General features: G+C 68.1%; 14 protein-coding genes. 8 read left to right on the forward strand and 6 right to left on the reverse strand.

All coding sequences use genetic code 11. The features are described 5' to 3' along the window. Nucleotide 1: 1 nt before the first annotated feature. Together ACFXIV_RS39885 and ACFXIV_RS39890 are read right to left on the reverse strand one after the other, a co-directional pair. Nucleotides 2-889 (reverse strand): ABC transporter permease, encoded by an 888-nt coding sequence (locus ACFXIV_RS39885; RefSeq protein ID WP_379401680.1) that lies wholly within the window; start codon nucleotides 887-889, stop codon nucleotides 2-4. Beyond that, nucleotides 879-1,739: an ABC transporter ATP-binding protein gene (locus ACFXIV_RS39890; protein WP_379401681.1), complete on the reverse strand. Its 861-nt coding sequence runs from the start codon at nucleotides 1,737-1,739 to the stop codon at nucleotides 879-881. The genes ACFXIV_RS39885 and ACFXIV_RS39890 overlap by 11 nt, the downstream gene beginning before the upstream one ends. Nucleotides 1,740-1,900: 161 nt before the next feature. Here ACFXIV_RS39890 and ACFXIV_RS39895 point away from each other — a divergent pair, with 161 nt between their 5' ends. The 3 genes from ACFXIV_RS39895 (at nucleotide 1,901) to ACFXIV_RS39905 (ending at nucleotide 5,117) form a co-directional block, all read left to right on the forward strand. Further along, nucleotides 1,901-3,889: an ATP-binding protein gene (locus ACFXIV_RS39895; RefSeq protein WP_379401682.1), complete on the forward strand. Its 1,989-nt coding sequence runs from the start codon at nucleotides 1,901-1,903 to the stop codon at nucleotides 3,887-3,889. After that, entirely contained in the window at nucleotides 3,871-4,557 is a 687-nt protein-coding gene (locus ACFXIV_RS39900; protein ID WP_379401683.1) for a response regulator, read from the forward strand. Before ACFXIV_RS39895 ends, ACFXIV_RS39900 begins: the two co-directional genes overlap by 19 nt. A gap of 161 nt (nucleotides 4,558-4,718) precedes the next feature. After that, the gene (locus ACFXIV_RS39905) at nucleotides 4,719-5,117 is read left to right on the forward strand and encodes a VOC family protein (RefSeq protein WP_379401736.1); all 399 of its coding nucleotides are present in this window, start codon (nucleotides 4,719-4,721) and stop codon (nucleotides 5,115-5,117) included. A gap of 28 nt (nucleotides 5,118-5,145) precedes the next feature. Here the strand turns inward: ACFXIV_RS39905 and ACFXIV_RS39910 are convergent, their stop codons facing one another. Further along, nucleotides 5,146-5,760, reverse strand: a complete 615-nt coding sequence (locus ACFXIV_RS39910; protein ID WP_379401684.1) for a class I SAM-dependent methyltransferase — start codon at nucleotides 5,758-5,760, stop codon at nucleotides 5,146-5,148. 62 nt (nucleotides 5,761-5,822) lie between these two features. Then, nucleotides 5,823-7,214 (reverse strand): alpha/beta hydrolase family protein, encoded by a 1,392-nt coding sequence (locus ACFXIV_RS39915; protein ID WP_379401685.1) that lies wholly within the window; start codon nucleotides 7,212-7,214, stop codon nucleotides 5,823-5,825. A 178-nt stretch (nucleotides 7,215-7,392) separates the two neighbouring features. On the opposite strand from ACFXIV_RS39915, the gene ACFXIV_RS39920 reads away from it, so the two are divergent. Both ACFXIV_RS39920 and dnaE read left to right on the forward strand, forming a co-directional pair. After that, on the forward strand, nucleotides 7,393-8,652 hold the full coding sequence (locus ACFXIV_RS39920) for a serine hydrolase domain-containing protein (protein WP_379401686.1): 1,260 nt from the start codon (nucleotides 7,393-7,395) through the stop codon (nucleotides 8,650-8,652). A 115-nt stretch (nucleotides 8,653-8,767) separates the two neighbouring features. Next, nucleotides 8,768-12,322 carry a DNA polymerase III subunit alpha gene (gene dnaE, locus ACFXIV_RS39925; protein ID WP_379401687.1) on the forward strand — a complete coding sequence of 1,185 codons (3,555 nt, stop codon included), beginning with the start codon at nucleotides 8,768-8,770 and terminating at the stop codon, nucleotides 12,320-12,322. 166 nt (nucleotides 12,323-12,488) lie between these two features. Here dnaE and ACFXIV_RS39930 read toward each other — a convergent pair whose 3' ends face one another. After that, entirely contained in the window at nucleotides 12,489-12,713 is a 225-nt protein-coding gene (locus ACFXIV_RS39930; protein WP_379401688.1) for a hypothetical protein, read from the reverse strand. 86 nt (nucleotides 12,714-12,799) lie between these two features. Here ACFXIV_RS39930 and ACFXIV_RS39935 point away from each other — a divergent pair, with 86 nt between their 5' ends. Next, nucleotides 12,800-13,237 (forward strand): nitroreductase family deazaflavin-dependent oxidoreductase, encoded by a 438-nt coding sequence (locus ACFXIV_RS39935; protein ID WP_379401689.1) that lies wholly within the window; start codon nucleotides 12,800-12,802, stop codon nucleotides 13,235-13,237. 124 nt (nucleotides 13,238-13,361) lie between these two features. After that, complete coding sequence (gene ilvA / locus ACFXIV_RS39940) at nucleotides 13,362-14,717, forward strand: threonine ammonia-lyase IlvA (protein WP_379401690.1); 1,356 nt, start codon at nucleotides 13,362-13,364, stop codon at nucleotides 14,715-14,717. 65 nt (nucleotides 14,718-14,782) lie between these two features. Here the strand turns inward: ilvA and ACFXIV_RS39945 are convergent, their stop codons facing one another. Beyond that, a complete protein-coding gene (locus ACFXIV_RS39945; RefSeq protein WP_379401691.1) occupies nucleotides 14,783-15,460 on the reverse strand; it encodes a response regulator transcription factor in 678 nt (225 codons plus the stop codon). A gap of 189 nt (nucleotides 15,461-15,649) precedes the next feature. On the opposite strand from ACFXIV_RS39945, the gene ACFXIV_RS39950 reads away from it, so the two are divergent. Next, nucleotides 15,650-16,822: a DUF2235 domain-containing protein gene (locus tag ACFXIV_RS39950; protein ID WP_379401692.1), complete on the forward strand. Its 1,173-nt coding sequence runs from the start codon at nucleotides 15,650-15,652 to the stop codon at nucleotides 16,820-16,822. The last annotated feature ends 1 nt before the right edge of the window (nucleotide 16,823 follow it).

The following is a 16,823-nucleotide window of genomic DNA, read 5'->3' on the forward strand; positions in this document are numbered from 1 at the left end:
CTCAGATCCCGTGGCCCGAGGCGGCCTGCGAGGGACGCCATTTCAGCAGCCGGTTCTCCGCCAGCCCGATCAGCCACTCCGCCACCAGCGCGACGACGGTGATGATGATCATGCCCGCGTAGATGCCCGCCGCGTCGAAGGTGCCCTGCGCATTGCTGATCAGCAGGCCCAGGCCCTTGCCGGCGCCGGCGTACTCACCGACCACCGCGCCGATCAGCGCGAAACCGAAGGCGGTGTGCAGCGAGGACAGGATCCAGGTGGTCGCGCTGGGCAGCACGATGGAGCTCAGCACCTGACGGCGGCTCGCGCCCAGGATGCGGGCATTGTCGATGACATTGCCGTCCACCTCACGCGCACCGGTGAAGGCGTTGAAGAACACCGCGAAGAACACCAGCACCACGACCGTCGCCACCTTGGACTGCAGGCCCAGGCCGAACCAGATGATGAACAGCGATGCCAGCACGATGCGCGGCACCGCGTTGAGCGCCTTGATGAACGGGGCCAGCACATCGGCCCAGTAGCGGGAGCGGCCCAGCAGCACACCCAGCACGATGCCCGCGATGGTGCCGATGGCGAAGCCCAGCACCGCCTCCTGCACCGTCGTGTACAGCTGCAGCCAGATGGAGCCGAATTGCGTGCCCTCGGTGAACCATTCGACCAGCCGGTCCCAGATCAGCGAGGGCTTGGAGTAGAAGAACGGGTCGATCCAGTAGGTGGCGGTGAGCTCCCACGCGCCCAGCCACAGGGCCACGATGAGCGCGCGCAGCCCCCACGTCCGGATCTTGTTCCTGCGCGCCCGCGACCGCACCCGCGCCAGGATCTGCTCCTCGGTCTCCACCTCGAATTCCGTTGCGGCGACCGCGGTCTGCGGCATGACATCAAGCGACACGGGCCGCTCCCTTCGTGCGGGCCGCCTCGACCTGATCGCGAAGCGTTTCCCAGATTTCCCTGTAGAGGTCGCGGAATTCCTCGGTGAGGCGGACCTCCTCGACATTGCGCGGCCGGTCCAGAGTGACCTTGAAGTCGCCGCACACGGTGGCGGGGCTCGCGGTCATGACGACGACCCGATCCGCCAGGGCGATGGCCTCTTCCAGATCGTGGGTCACGAAGATGACCGCCGCCCGGCCCTTTTCCCGGCCATCCGAGTCGGTGCCGGACCACACGCGCAGCAGTTCGTCCTGCATGAGCTGGCGGGTCTGCACGTCGAGCGCGCTGAACGGCTCGTCCATGAGGATGATCTCGGGATCGTTGACCAGCGTCTGCGCCAGCGCCACCCGCTTGCGCATGCCGCCGGAAAGCTGATGCGGGTAGTAGTTCTCGAACCCGGCCAGCCCGACCGTGCGCACCCAGCGCGCAGCGCGTTCACGGGCTTCGGCCTTGGACACGCCCCGGAGCTTCGGGCCCAGCGCCACATTGTCGATGACCGTCTTCCACGGCAGCACGGCGTCCTGCTGGAACATGTAGCCGACGCCGTCCGGGATGCCGCGAACATCCTTGCCGCGCACCAGGGTCCGGCCCGCCGAGGCCGGTTCCAGGCCGGACACCAGCGACAGCGTGGTGGACTTGCCGCAGCCGGTGGGGCCGACGACGGCGACGAATTCGCCGGCCGCGACGGTGAAGTTCAGGTCGCGCACCGCGGTGTGGATGCCGCCGTTGTTGCCGGGGAACCGCTTGGTCGCGCCCCGCAATTCGATCAAAGGCGCGGGACCCGGCCCGGGCTCAGTGGTCGTTGTGCTCATCAGTGCTCCTGTTTCCGATGCCGCCGCTGCGGCGTTGGACAGAAGCTACGTGGGCCGGGTCACACTCCACCCGGTTGTGCGCGCAAGTCACACAAGCGGCGATTCGGTCGTTCTGCGCATTCTGCTCAGGTGGTTGCGAGGGGTTGTCTACACTGTCGCCCGTGTTCTCGCTCGGCCCCCGTTCCGTCCGGCTCCGGACCCAGATCCTGCTGTTGCAGATCGCCGTGGTGGGCCTGACCGTCGGGCTGGCCTTCGGCGTCTTCGCCTATGTCAGCGGCGACCGCCTCTCCGGCGAGTACGGCCAGCGGGCCCTGGCCATCGCCCGCACCGTCGCCTCCGACCCGCAGGTCCGTGCCGCCGTCGCGCGGTACGCCGACAGCTCGCTGCAGGCCGGTCCCGCCCTGAAATCGGAGCTCGCGGGCGGCGACCTCGAGCAGATCGCCGACAACGCCCGCCTGCGCACCGGCGCGCTCTTCGTGGTGATCACCGATGACGCGGGCATCCGCCTGGCCCACCCCGACCATGACCGGCTCGGCGAAATGGTCAGCACCGACCCCTCCCGGGCGCTGGCCGGCGGGGAGGTCGTGATCCGGGAACACGGAACGCTCGGTGAATCCGTGCGTGCGAAAGTTCCCGTCCTGCAACCGGATACCGCACCACCATCGAGCCCGGCGGGCGGCCGGGTGGTGGGGGAGGTGAGTGTCGGGATCTCCACGGCCGCAGTCCACGATCAGCTGCTCCGGGACTTGCGCCGAGCCGGGCTGCTGATCGGCGGCGCGCTCCTGGCGGGCATTGCGGGATCGGTGTTGCTGGCCCGTCGCTGGCACGGTCTGACCCTGGGGCTGGAACCTTCTGATCTGGCGGACCTGGTGCGTGAGCAGGACGCCGTTCTGCACGGCATCGGCGAGGGCGTGGTCGCCGCCGACGGCGGTTGGCGGATCACCGTCGTCAACGACGAGGCCCGCCGCCTGCTCGGCATCGACCCCGAACCGGGCAGCGATATCGGCGCCATCGGCCTGACACCCCGTGTCCTGCAAGCCTTCCGCGCCGCCGACGGTCAACCGGTCCAGGCTGCGGTGGGCGACCGCATCGTGGTCGTCACCCCCCGCGCTGTCACCCGCGACTCCCGCCCTCTGGGCGCGGTCCTCTCCGTCCGTGACCGCACCGACGTGGAATCCCTGACCCGTCAACTGGATGCAGTCTCCACCATGAGCACCGTCCTGCGTGCCCAGCGCCACGAATTCGCCAACCGCCTCCACCTGCTCAGCGGCCTCCTCCACACCGGCCGCCCCGACGAGGCCACCCACTATGTCGAAGAACTCCTCGGCTCCGGCCCCCTCGGCGCGGCCCTCCCCGGCATCGACACCATCCGCGACCCCTACCTGCAGGCCTTCCTCTCCGCCAAGGCCGCCCACGCCCGCGAACAGGGCGTCCACCTCCGCCTCGGCCCCAACACCTGGGTCGACGCGAACCTCGCCGCCCCCGTCGATGTCACCACCGTCCTCGGAAATCTTCTCGACAACGCCATCGACGCCGCTGCGGCCGGCGGTGGTGCGGGTTCGGCTGTGTCCGAGCGGAATCCGGACGGTTGGCGTACCGATCGCCCTGGCTGCGGCGTGTCGGCAGATTCTGCTGAGGCCGTGGCCTCAGCTGCTGACTTGGATTCCGGTGGTGGCAGCGTGGGCGGCAGCCTTCGTCGTGCGGCGAATTCCGGCTCGATCAACGCCTCCGGCGCTCGGGTCGACGGTGACGTGAATCCGGATGGTGCTGTGGATTTTCGAGACAGCACGGTTGTCGAGGGGGAGGGGCCGGTGGTCGAGGTGGAGTTGGTGCAGGAGGGCGGGACACTGCATATCGCGGTCGCCGACAATGGGGCGGGCATCGCGCCCGGGCTGGTGGATTCGGTCTTCGCCGAGGGGGTTTCGACGAAATCGGGCGGTGGCCCGGGTGGGCGAGGGCTGGGCTTGGCGCTGTCGCGACAGGTGGCACGGGCTCGGGGCGGGGATGTGCGTTTGGCCGACCCGGGAGGCGTGGGTGTAACCGGGGGTCGTTGTGACGCCGGTGAGACGCCGTTGGGCGGAGCGGAGTTCATTGCCCGGATGCCGGGCGTGCTGACGGACGAGGAGGCGGCGTGGGCCGAGGAGAGCTGACCGTGCTGGTGGTCGACGACGACTTCCGGGTGGCCAATCTGCATGCCGGAATCGTCTCGGCGCTACCGGGATTCGCGGTGTCGGCGACCGTGAACACGCTCGCCGCCGCGCGCGCCGCCATGGCCGAGACCCCCGTCGATCTGGCCCTGGTGGACGTCTACCTACCCGACGGTTCCGGCATCGACCTGGTCCGCGAGATGCCGTCCGACGCCATGATGCTCACCGCCGCAACGGAATCGGAGACCGTGCGCGCCGCCCTGTCGGCCGGGGCGCTCGGCTACCTGGTGAAGCCGTTCGACCATGCCGTGCTCGCGGCCCGGCTGGCGGGGTACGCGCGATATCGGCGGCTGCTCGCCGCCCCGGAGGTCACCGCGGCCGATGTGGACGCCGCCCTGGCGGCGCTGCGCCCGGCCGCGGCCCCTGCCGGTGCCGCCGCACCCGGGGCACCGACCGCCGCCTCACCCACGAAAGACCTTGTCCTGCAAGCGGTCCGCAATGCCGACGCTCCGATGTCGGCAGCCCAGGTCTCGGCCGCCATCGGCATCTCCCGCGCCACCGCTCAGCGCTACCTCGCGAGCCTGGTCGGCGTCGGCGACCTGCGCATGCAACTGCGCTACGGCAGCACCGGCCGCCCGGAACAGGAGTACTCCGCCCCCCGCCGCGCCTGAGCCGCCCCCAATTTCTGGGGCCGGTGCGGGCTGTGACGGTTCGCACAGGGCGCTTGGCGGAATCGGCGGCGGGTGGTTACCGTCGAGGGCGTGGCGATGCTCCTGTCGGCCGACTTGTACCGGTCCAGGGTCGGGATCGTCACGAACGCAGGAGAATTCCTATCACTATCCAGTTCAACCACACCATTGTCGCGTGCACGGACAATCGGGTTTCCGCCGAATTCTGGGCGGACATCCTCGGGTTGGAGGTGGGCAAGCCGTATGGGCCGTTCATTCCGATTACCGTCGGTAATGGCGTCACCTTCGACTTCGCCAATCTGCCACCGGGTTTCGAGGGCGAGCCGCAACCGCAGCATTACGCCTTCCTGGTCTCCGAGGAAGAATTCGACGCCGCCTACGACAAGATCGAGCGGTATGGCATGACCTATTGGGCCGACCCGCGTCAGCAGGGCGTCAACGAGATCAACCACAATGACGGCGGCCGAGGGATCTATTTCCTCGACCCCGTCGGCCACTACATGGAGTTGATCACCGTCCCGTACGGCGGCTGGCCGCAATAGTTCTCACGCGGGTCACCGCGGCAACTCCTCACCCGGCTACCGCGGTGCCCAACGAGAAGGCAACCCAGGGCTTCGGCCCCTGCTGGTAATACCGATCGATATCGCGGATCTCGAATCCCGCGGCCTCGATCAACCCGCGAATATCGCGGTCGAGGTGGCAGCCACCGGCCAATGCCTTCTGCACCGGGTTGAACCGGTGCTGCCACTTCTGGACACCGGGATCCGGTGCGAGACCGTGCTCGACGAAATGAAAAGTGCCGCCGGGCGCCAGCACCCGGCGCACCTCGGCGAGCGCGGCCTCGACATCCGGGATGGTGCACAGCGTCCACGTCGACAGCGCGGAATCGAAGCTGTCGTCCTCGAACGGCAGGGCCTGCCCGTCCAGGCCGGTCCGTTCCACCGGAACCGTCGCCGCGGCCAGCCGCCCGGCGGCCATTCGCCACCCGAGGTCGGCGGGTTCGACCGCGCTCACCGACTTCACCGAATCGGGATAGAACGGCACATTGCGCCCGGATCCGAACCCGATCTCGACGACGCGCCCGTGCAGCCCGGCGCAGACCCGCTGCCGCTCGGAGTTCATCTGCTCCGAGCCACAGCACAGGTCGACCAGCCTGGGCAGTACCCGGTCTTCGTAGATTCCCACGACACCACTCTGGCAACCGGATCGCATGCACGCCACTACTTCTGGCAATGTGCACGAGTCGATCAGTGCGCGGCGGGGAATCGCTGCGTCAGCCAATCCGTCACGAAGGTCAGCACCTGCGGATCGATGGTCGTCTCGATCTTGGCGTACTCGTCGGGCGTGCCCTTGTCGGCGGGCTGCATCAGGTGATTGAGCCCGTCGAAGACGTGCACGGTCGCATCCGGATCGGCGGCCGGCAGCGTGCGCGCCGGGCCCTCGTTCTGGGCCGCGGACACCTGGAGATCCTTGCTGCCGTAGAAGGCCAGCACCGGCACCCGCAGCGCCGACAGCGCCGGGGCCGGGTCGTAGCCGACCAGCGCCGCCATGTACGGCGTCACCAGCTCGTCGATCTGCGCGTCGGACAGCTTCTTGTCGGCGGGCAAGGTGTCATTGTGCTGTCGCACATAGGTTTTGGCGGCCTCCAGATCCCCGGAGCGCAGCAGGGTCGACAGGGTGGAGTTGAACGCCACCTGCTGATCGATCTGCTCCGCGGTGGCCCCCTGCGCGGTGAGGATCAGCCGATTCTGTTCCACCAGCACATCCGAGCCCGGCACCGCCGGCCCCGCCATCATGATCACGAACGCCACTCCGCTGTCCGGCCGCATGGTGTACAGCGGCGCGAGATACCCGCCCTCGCTGTGCCCGAGCAGGCCGATCCGCTTGGCGTCGATCTCCGGCCGCCCGTGCAGGAAGGCCATTCCGGCGCCGATGTCGTCGGTCAGATCCTGGTAGCTCGAGGTGTCCAGGTGCCCGCCGGTCTTGCCGACGCCGCGCTTGTCGGTGCGCAGCACCGCGTAACCAGCGCGGGTCAGGGTGTCGGCCAGCAGCAGGAACGGCTTGTGACCCAGCAGTTCCTCATTGCGGTCGTTGGCCCCGCTGCCATTGATCAGCACGACCGTCGGGAACGGCCCGCCGGTGTTGGGCTCGGTCAGCGTCCCGGCGATGGTGATGTCCCCGCTGGGGAAGCTGACATCCTCGGACTTGTACGCGAACGGCGGCTTCGGCTCCTGCGGACGCGGCGGGCCCTCGACCTTGCCGCGCATCAGGTTCAGCGGAAAGGTCCGGCCGGATTGGCTGAACTGCCCCTGGATGCTGTCGGAGCCCTTGTCGTACTTGCCCTGGAACGACGGATTGCCCGGAATCTTGGTGATGGTCCAGGCCACGCCGTCGGCATCGTTCTTCACTCCGCTCAGCGGCGCGGCCTCGATACCCTGGGCGGGAATGTCGATGGTGGCCTGGTCCCCGCCGGTGAAGCTGACCCCCACGGCCAGCGGATGGTCGGGAATCTCGATGCTCCCGTGCCAGTCCCCGGTCAGGCCGGCGGGCGCGGCCTCCTGCTTCGACGACGAACACCCGGTCAGCGCCAGGGCGATCACGAGCAGTACTGCCGGAACCAACGACCACGCCCTTCGCATGGCGACAGCCTACGCAGCCCCCGCCCGCACTCCCGGGAACTCGCTCTGATCTCGGAAAGGCTCGCGCCGATAACGCCGGTGTCACTACTCGGACACCCGGAATAACCACTGGGCCAACGGGAGTAACTCTCTCCGTTTCTCATTGCCGGTGTCACCAGGCGCTCGTACCGTGGAATTCGTGAGCAATGACGCTTCCCCGCCGGGTCTCATGGACCTGCCGGCCACGGTGGGCGGCTACGCGGCCGCTGAATTCGGTCCGTTGGTGCGCACTTTCGCGCGGATGGTCGGCGGTCGCCCGGGCGCCGGGGGCGCGCTCACGGTGCACCTGCGCGGGGAACCGCTGGTCGAGATCTGGATCGGGGAGGCCGGGCCGCGCCGGCCCTGGGACGCCGACACCGGCGCCATCGTCTTCTCCGCCACCAAAGGCATTGCGGCCACGGTCATCCACCGCCTCGCCGATCGCGGCCTCATCGACTACGACGCCCCGGTCGCCCACTACTGGCCGGAATTCGCCACCAACGGCAAGGGGCGGATCACGGTACGGCAGGTGCTGTCCCACCGGGCCGGGCTGTACGGGCTGCCCGAGATCGCCCGCGGCCTGGACGACGTGCTCGACCACCGCATGATGGAAGACCACCTGGCCGCCGCCAAACCCGATCATCTGCTGGGCATCCCGACCTATCACGCCCTCACCTTCGGCTGGCTGCTGGCGGGCCTCGCCCGCGCGGTCACCGGCCGCGGCATGGCCGAGCTGTTCCGCACCGAGGTCGCCGAACCGCTGGGCACCGAGGGCATCCACCTGGGCAACCCGCCGGCCGGGTCGCGCACCAGCGCCGCCCTGCTGCACGGCAACAAGCTGTCGGCGGTCGGCACCAACTATGCCTCGTTGGTGCTGGGCCGCGCCTACTCGCTGCCCGGCCCACTCGGCGCGGTCGCCCGCGCGCTGTTCCTGCCCGGCCTGGACCAGCTGCTGGAAGGCGACGATCCGCCCATCCTGCGCACCGAACTGGGTGCGGGCAACGGCGTCTGCACGGCGACCGGCCTGGCCACCGTGTACGACCCGCTCGCCAACGAGGGCATGCACCAGGGTCGGCGCTTCCTCTCGCCCGAAACCATCAGGGCCATGCGGCAGGTGGAGAGCTACCGGCTCGACCGTGCGCTGTTCTACATCCCGATGATGTGGCACATGGGCTATCACTCGCTGCCCGTTCCGGGAGCCCACGCGGGCTTCGGGCACATCGGTCTGGGCGGATCGTTCGGCTGGGCCGAACCCCGCCTGGGACTGTCGGTCGGCTTCGTCCACAATCGGCTCGGCATCGGGTCGATGAGCCTGGACCAACTCGCGTCGGCATGGGTGCTGCCGCTGGTGGTGCGGGGCGCCAATGCGGCGCGCCGCACCACAACCCCCGCCCTGCCCGCTGCCGCTTCGGTCGCATAGTCGCGGGCCGCTCCGCGTGACGTCGCACACGACACGCAGAGTCCGCCACGCCGATTCGCGTGATCGCCACCGCGTGCCTTCGGAACTCGTCGGTGGGGCCGCATAGTATGTCCGGGTGTCAGCCTCGTCGGGATCATTCGTCCATCTCCACAACCACACCGAGTACTCGATGCTCGACGGCGCGGCGAAGATCACGCCCTTGTTCAAAGAGGCGACACGGCTCGGGATGACCGCCGTCGGCATGTCCGACCACGGCAATATGTACGGCGCGTCGGAGTTCTACAACTCCGCCAAGAAGCAGGGCATCAAGCCGATCATCGGCATCGAGGCGTACATCGCGCCGGAGTCCCGATTCAACACCAAGCGCGTGCTGTGGGGCGACCCGTCGCAGAAGAGCGATGACGTCTCGGGTTCGGGTTCCTACACCCACATGACCATGGTCGCCGAGAACGCGACGGGTCTGCGCAACCTGTTCAAGCTGTCGAGTCTGGCCTCCATCGAAGGTCAGCTCGGCAAGTGGGCGCGCATGGACGCCGACATCATCGCCGAGCACGCCGAGGGCATCATCGCCACCACCGGCTGTCCCTCTGGCGAGGTGCAGACCCGGTTGCGCCTGGGCCACGAACGCGAGGCACTCGAAGCCGCCGCCAAGTGGCAGGAGATCTTCGGGCCGGAGAACTTCTTCCTGGAGATCATGGACCACGGGTTGTCCATCGAACGCCGGGTGCGCGAGGGCCTGCTCGAGGTCGGCAAGAAGCTGGGCATTCCGCCGCTGGCCACCAACGACTGCCACTACGTGCACGAGCACGACGCGTCCAATCACGAAGCGCTGCTGTGTATTCAGACCGGCAAGACGCTCTCGGACCCGACCCGCTTCAAGTTCGACGGCTCCGGCTACTACCTGAAGTCCGCCGAGGAGATGCGCGCCATCTGGGACGCGGAAGTCCCCGGCGCGTGCGACAACACGGTGCTGATCGGCGAGCGCGTCCAGTCCTACGACGACGTCTGGGCCCACCGCGACCGGATGCCGATCTTCCCGGTGCCCGAGGGCCACACCCAGGCCACCTGGCTCGAGCACGAGGTCATGGTCGGCCTGGACCGGCGCTTCCCGAGCGGGCCGCCGGAGGAGTACATCTCGCGCGCCAAGTACGAGCTCGGCGTCATCAATGAAATGGGCTTCCCCGCTTACTTCCTCGTCGTCGGTGACCTCATCACCTACGCCCGCTCGGTCGGCATCAATGTCGGCCCGGGCCGTGGTTCGGCGGCCGGCTCGCTGGTCGCCTACGCCATGGGCATCACGAACATCGACCCGATTCCGCACGGTCTGCTGTTCGAGCGCTTCCTGAACCCCGAGCGCGTCTCGATGCCCGATATCGATATCGACTTCGACGATCGCCGCCGCGGTGAAATGGTCCGCTACGCCACCGACAAGTGGGGCAGCGACCGGGTCGCCCAGGTGATCACCTTCGGTACGATTAAAACCAAAGCGGCGCTGAAGGACTCGGCCCGCGTGCAGTTCGGCCAGCCGGGCTTCGCCATCGCCGACCAGATCTCCAAGGCGCTGCCGCCGCCGATCATGGCCAAGGACATTCCGCTCTCCGGCATCATGGATCCCGAGCACGAGCGGTACAAAGAGGCCGCCGAGGTCCGCGAGCTCATCAACACCAACCCGGACGTCAACAAGATCTACGAGACCGCACGCGGTCTCGAGGGCCTGATCCGCAACGCCGGCGTGCACGCCTGTGCCGTGATTATGTCGAGCGAACCGCTCACCGACGCGATCCCGGTCTGGAAGCGCGCGCAGGACGGCGCCATCATCACCGGCTGGGACTACCCGTCGTGTGAGGCCATCGGCCTGCTGAAGATGGACTTCCTGGGCCTGCGCAACCTCACCGTCATCGGTGACGCGCTGGTCAATATCAAGGCCAACCGGGGCATCGAACTCGACCTCGACACCCTGCCCCTGGAAGACCCGGCCACCTACGAACTGCTCGCGCGCGGTGACACCCTCGGCGTGTTCCAGCTCGACGGTGGCGCCATGCGAGATCTGCTGCGCCGCATGATCCCCACCGGCTTCGAGGACATCGTCGCCGTGCTCGCGCTGTACCGCCCCGGCCCCATGGGCATGAACGCGCACAACGACTACGCCGACCGCAAGAACGGGCGGCAAGAGGTCAAGCCCATCCACCCGGAGCTCGAAGAGCCCCTCAAGGACATCCTGCGCGATACCTACGGCCTGATCGTGTATCAGGAGCAGATCATGCAGATCGCGCAGAAGGTGGCCGGGTACTCCCTCGGCCGAGCCGACATTCTGCGCCGCGCCATGGGTAAGAAGAAGGCCGAAGTCCTCGAGGCCGAATTCGAGGGCTTCGAAAAGGGCATGCTGGAGAACGGTTTCACCAAGCCCGCCATCAAGGCGCTGTGGGACACGATTCTCCCGTTCGCCGGTTACGCGTTCAACAAGTCGCACGCCGCCGGCTACGGCCTGGTGTCGTTCTGGACCGCGTACCTGAAGGCCAACTATCCCGCCGAGTACATGGCCGGTCTGCTCACCTCCGTCGGTGACGACAAGGACAAGGCCGCCGTCTATCTGGCCGACTGCCGCCGCCTGGGCATCCAGGTGCTGCCGCCCGACGTCAACGAGTCCGAACTCGAATTCGCCTCCGTGGGCAACGACATTCGCTTCGGCATGGGCGCGGTGCGCAATGTCGGCGCGAACGTGGTGGCCTCGATCATCGCCGCGCGCAAGGAGAAGTCGAAGTTCACCGACTTCTCCGACTACCTGAACAAGATCGACGCCATCGCCTGCACCAAGAAGGTCACCGAATCCCTCATCAAGGCAGGCGCTTTCGACTCGCTCGGGCATCCGCGCAAGGGCCTGCTGCTGGTGCACTCCGATGCCATCGACGCGGTCATGTCGACCAAGAAGGCCGAGGCCATCGGCCAGTTCGACCTCTTCGGCGGCCTCGACGACGCCGACGAGTCCATCGCCAGCGTCTTCAATGTGAAGGTCCCCGACGAGGAATGGGAGACCAAGCACAAGCTCGCCCTGGAGCGGGAGATGCTGGGCCTCTACGTGTCCGGGCACCCGCTCAACGGCGTGGAGCATGTCCTCGCGGCCCAGTCCGACACCCAGATCCCCGCCATTCTCGACGGCGATATCAAGGACGGCGCGCAGGTCACCATCGGCGGCATCTTCGCCAATGTCACCCGCCGCGTGAACAAGAACGGCCTGCCCTGGGCCTCGGCCCAGCTCGAGGACCTCACCGGTGGCATCGAGGTGCTGTTCTTCCCGCAGTCCTACTCCGTCTACGGCATGGACGTCACCGAGGACGCCATCGTCCTGGTCAAGGCTCGCGTCAGCGCCCGCGACGATCGCGTCTCCCTGATCGCCAACGACCTTGTGGTGCCGGACCTTTCGTCCATCGGCGTGGACAAGCCGCTGTCGGTGGTCATCCCCACCCGGCTGTGCACCCCCGACAAGATCGGCGAGCTCAAGCGGGTGCTGTCCCGGCATCCGGGCACCGCGAACGTCCACATCAAGCACGTCGGCTCCCGTGATCGCACCACCATGCTGAAGGTGGCCGACAACCTGCGGGTCTCACCCTCCTCGGCCCTCATGGGCGACCTGAAGGCCCTCCTCGGCCCGGGCTGCCTGGGCGCGGTCTGATCCCGATACCCCCGTCACACCCTGTGCCCCTCGTCTCGGCGAGGGGCACACGTGTTGTCACAGCCGGGTGGAAGTCGCCGACGATGCGATTGACGGACTCGTGGCGATTACCGACGGTGAAGATGCCGAACGTGGACTGATAGGTCTGCGAGCCGGAAGGTCCGGATCAGCGGACGCTGCGCGCCCCGCCGATGATCCAGCGCAGCGCCGCGATCACCGTCGCGCCGAGCACCGCGGCCTGCACCGATCCGGTGATCAGGGCGAGTGTCAGGCAGACCACCACACCGGCGAACAAGGCTTCCAGCTTGTAGACCGGCCATGCTGTCCCGGCGATGTCCACGGAAGCGTGCGAGCGGGGCCGCTCGGTGTCCGTAGGGTGAACCACTGCCATACGGTAAGGGTAGACGGTGACCCAAAGTTCGGGCAACCGAAACCTCTGTCGGGAACAACACATGATCGTGGATGGTTACCCAGTTCATGCCACTTATCGGAGAGTACGAACCCAGCCCGTCCGACTGGTCGCGGGAGCAGGCCGAGCAGTACGAGAACTCCGGGGGCGCGGAGGCCAACCTCCTGCAAGGCGTGCCGATCATCCTGCTGACCACCCGCGGCAACAAGTCCGGCAAGCTCCGCAAGACCCCGCTCATGCGGATCGAGCACGACGGCGAGTACGCGGTGGTCGCCTCCTTGGGCGGCGCGCCCAAGCACCCGGTCTGGTACTGGAACGTCAAGGCCGACCCGCATGTGGAACTGCGTGACCGGGACGTGGTCAAGGACTACGACGCCCGCGAGGCCACCGGCGACGAGAAGACCCTCTGGTGGAAGCGGGCCGTCGAGGTGTGGCCCGACTACGCCGAATACCAGAAGAAGACCGACCGCCAGATCCCGCTTTTCGTCCTCACCCCGCGCCCCTGAGCGCCGCCCGCCGTATCTCCGGGAAGCGCGGCGGCCGGTGAGAGAAGGTCCCGGTCCGAGGTGACCGGGACCTTTTCGTGGCGCTGCCGCAGGCCCGCCGCATGCTGCCAGCTAGCATGTTCGGGTGTCTGAACCGCTTGTTATCGCCGAGAGAGTGTCCGGTTCGCTGCCCGAGTTGACAGCGGACGAGATCGATGCCGCCGCGAAGCGAATTTCGGACATTATCGAGCCGACGCCGCTGCAACGGATTCCGCGGCTGTCGGCGCTGACCGGGGCCGAGGTCTACCTCAAGCGGGAGGACCTCACCGCCGTCCGCTCCTACAAGCTGCGCGGCGCCTATAACCTCATGGTGCAGCTGACCGCCGCCGAGAAGGCCGCGGGCGTGGTCACCGCCAGCGCCGGAAACCACGCGCAGGGCGTGGCTTTCGCCTGTAAGGCCATGGGCGTGACGGGCCGCATCTACGTGCCCACCACCACCCCGAAGCAGAAGCGCGACCGAATCCGCGTCCACGGCGGCGAATTCGTGGAACTCATCGCCGTCGGCGACACCTTCGACGCGGCCGCCGCGGCCGCCGCCGACGATGTGAAGCGCACCGGGGCGACCATGGTCCCGCCCTTCGACGATCCGCGCACCGCGGCCGGTCAGGGCACCATCGCCGCCGAATTCCTCGAACAGCTCGGCCGCGAGCCCGATCTGGTGGTGGTTCCGGTGGGCGGCGGTGGCTGCCTGGCGGGTATCGCCACCTATCTGCGGGAACGGTCGCCCCACTCCGCGATTCTCGCGGTGGAGCCGACGGGCGCGGCGTCCATGACGGCCGCGCTGGTGGCCGGCGGCCCGGTGACGCTGCCCGAGATCGACCCGTTCGTGGACGGCGCCGCCGTGCGCCGGGTCGGCGGGGTCGGCTACCAGGCGGTGGTGCGCTTCGGCGGCCAGGTCCGCTCGCACGCCTCGCTGCCCCTGCTGACGAGCACCGAAACCGGTTCGGGCGCAGGATCTTTCCGCATGATGCACGTGGACGAGGGCGCCATCTGCACCGCCATGCTGGAGCTGTACCAGAACGAGGGCATCGTCGCCGAGCCGGCGGGCGCGCTCGCGACGGCGGCGCTGCGCGAGGTCCAGATCGAGCCGGGTGCGACGGTGGTGGTGCTGCTCTCGGGCGGCAACAACGATGTCTCCCGCTACGGCGAGGTCATCGAGCGTTCGCTGGTGCATCAGGGCCTGAAGCACTATTTCCTGGTGGACTTCCCGCAGGAGCCCGGCGCGCTGCGCCGGTTCCTGGACGAGGTCCTGGGCCCCGATGACGACATCACCGTGTTCGAGTACGTGAAGCGCAACAACCGCGAAACCGGCGCCGCCCTGGTCGGTATCGAACTGGGCACCCCGGAGGGCCTGGAACCGCTGCTCGGGCGGATGGACAAGTCGCCGATCCAGTGTGAGCGGCTGGATCCGAACTCGCCCGCCTACCGGTATCTGACCTGACCGGTGACCCGTGTGATCCGACCCCTCGTTCGGATCACACGGGTCTGGTTGCCCCGGTGGGGCTTTCAGGCGTGCAGGAGGTATCCCGCCGCCGAGCTGTGAATGATCCGCGGCCGGCCGAGCTTGCGGTCCAGCCGCGTGATCACCTCGTCCACGCCCGCGGTCGAGGTGGAATCGCTGCAGAAGGCGGCGATCTCGGCCGGGGTGACGAGGGTTCCGGCGCGCGCGGCCAGCAGTTCCAGCGCGCAGAATTCGCGGGTGGTCATGGTCAGCAGGATTCCGCTGCGGCGCACCCGCCGGCGTAATCGGTCCACCACCAGATCCCCGATGGTGAGCACGGGCGAGTGCGGCGAGCGCCGGGGCGAGCACAGCGCCCGCACCCGCGCGGCGAGCTCGCCCAGCGAGAACGGCTTGGCCAGATAGTCGTCGGCGCCGCCTGCGTAGCCCTCTCTGCGATCGGCGGGACTGTCGCGCGCGGTGATCAGCAATGCGGGGGTGCGATCACCCGATTCCCGTTGCCGCCGTACCAGTTCCAGTCCGTCGCCGTCGGGTAGCCCGCGGTCCACGATGAGGCAGTCGTAGATCCGCACCCCGCACTGCTCGGCGGCGTCGGTGAGATTGCGGGTCAGATCGACGATGAATCCGGCCGCCCGCAGTCCGTCCGCGACCCGCTCGCCCAGCCGCTCGTCGTCCTCGCACACCAGGACACATACGCTGCGGGCGCTCACTCCATCGTCGGACATGCCGCCACCGTGCCACAGGGATCATGAACGAATCGTGAGCGATCGCCGGGCGAGCGCGGGATGTTAACGCCGCGGGGAGGGGTACTTGTGGGGGCACGCGCCGGGGTTAACGACCGCGTGGCCCGGGCGCGATGATCGGGTAGTTCACTACGCGTGAAACCGAACGGTCAGGGCGGGAGGCTGACGTTCATGAAAAGGCTGGTCGTGTGTTGTGACGGCACCTGGAAGGCCGAGTCGAGCTCGACGGTGTCGAACATCGTGAAGATCGCGGAAGCGGTCAAGCTGACCGGGACGGACAGGGAGGGGAAGTCCGTCGGTCAGCGCATCAACTACGTCTCGGGTCCGGGCTCGCGCGGCTTCATGTCCGACAAGTTGCTGGGCGGCGCGTTCGGTCTGGGCCTGGAGGCCAATCTGTCGGCCGCCTACTGGCAGCTGGCCCTGAACTGGGAGCCCGGGGACGAGATCTACATCTTCGGCTTCAGCCGCGGCGCGTACACCGCCCGCAGCCTGGCGGGGATGATCAACCGGCTCGGAATCCTGACCTACGAGGCCATCATCGGGGGTAAGTACCCGAAGGCGCTGGAGATCTACAAGACCCGCAAGCAGAACCCCGACGATCCGGATCCGCCGGAGTGGGCGGCGTTCCGCGCCGCGAACTGCCACCCCGAGAGGCCGGTCATCAATTTTCTCGGCGTCTTCGACACCGTGGGCGCGATGGGCGTCCCGGGTATCACCTCGTGGCTGCACAGCTTCCACGATGTGCGGCTCTCGCGCATCGTGCTGTGCGCGCGGCAGGCGCTGGCCATCGACGAGCGGCGGCGCGCCTTCGCGCCCTGCCTGTGGGAGATTCCCGCCGATCAGCGCGAGCTCTACGACCGTCCCGACCGGGTGAAGCAGGTCTGGTTCGAGGGCGTGCACAGCGATATCGGCGGCGGCTACGCCGACTGCGGGCTGTCCGACATCACCCTGCGCTGGATGATCGCCGAGGCCGAGGCCGAGGGACTGGCCTTCGATCACGACCGCCTCGACACCCTGCTCAGCAGCTGCCCGTTCGACGCCACGCACCTGCACGATTCGCTCAGCCCGGGCTTCCGGGTGCTGAACTACGCCCGCCTGGCGACCGGCTGGCGCAGCCCGCGCTTCTACTGGGATTCCTGGCGCAAGCTGCTGCAGCCCGAGGACCAGGACAGCTTCCTGGCCGCCAGCGTCCCGGACCGGAAGGGCTACCGCCCGGCCAATATTCACCGCTGGTGCGAGCATCGGGGCGGTCCGGTGCCGCCGGATCTCATCGAGCCCGTCGACCAGGTGTCACGTGCCGCCGGTGACGACGCGGGCGGCGGTCCGGAAGAATCCGCCGCCTGAT

The organism is Nocardia sp. NPDC059236, assembly GCF_042754085.1.
Lineage (GTDB): Bacteria > Actinomycetota > Actinomycetes > Mycobacteriales > Mycobacteriaceae > Nocardia.

Coding starts and splice junctions, on each gene's coding strand:
- ACFXIV_RS39890 (WP_379401681.1), bottom strand. CDS start 1,739: ATGAGCACAACGACCACTGAGCCCGGGCCGGGTCCCGCGCCTTTGATC.
- ACFXIV_RS39935 (WP_379401689.1), top strand. CDS start 12,800: ATGCCACTTATCGGAGAGTACGAACCCAGCCCGTCCGACTGGTCGCGG.
- ACFXIV_RS39950 (WP_379401692.1), top strand. CDS start 15,650: ATGAAAAGGCTGGTCGTGTGTTGTGACGGCACCTGGAAGGCCGAGTCG.
- ACFXIV_RS39930 (WP_379401688.1), bottom strand. CDS start 12,713: ATGGCAGTGGTTCACCCTACGGACACCGAGCGGCCCCGCTCGCACGCT.
- ACFXIV_RS39915 (WP_379401685.1), bottom strand. CDS start 7,214: ATGCGAAGGGCGTGGTCGTTGGTTCCGGCAGTACTGCTCGTGATCGCC.
- ACFXIV_RS39945 (WP_379401691.1), bottom strand. CDS start 15,460: ATGTCCGACGATGGAGTGAGCGCCCGCAGCGTATGTGTCCTGGTGTGC.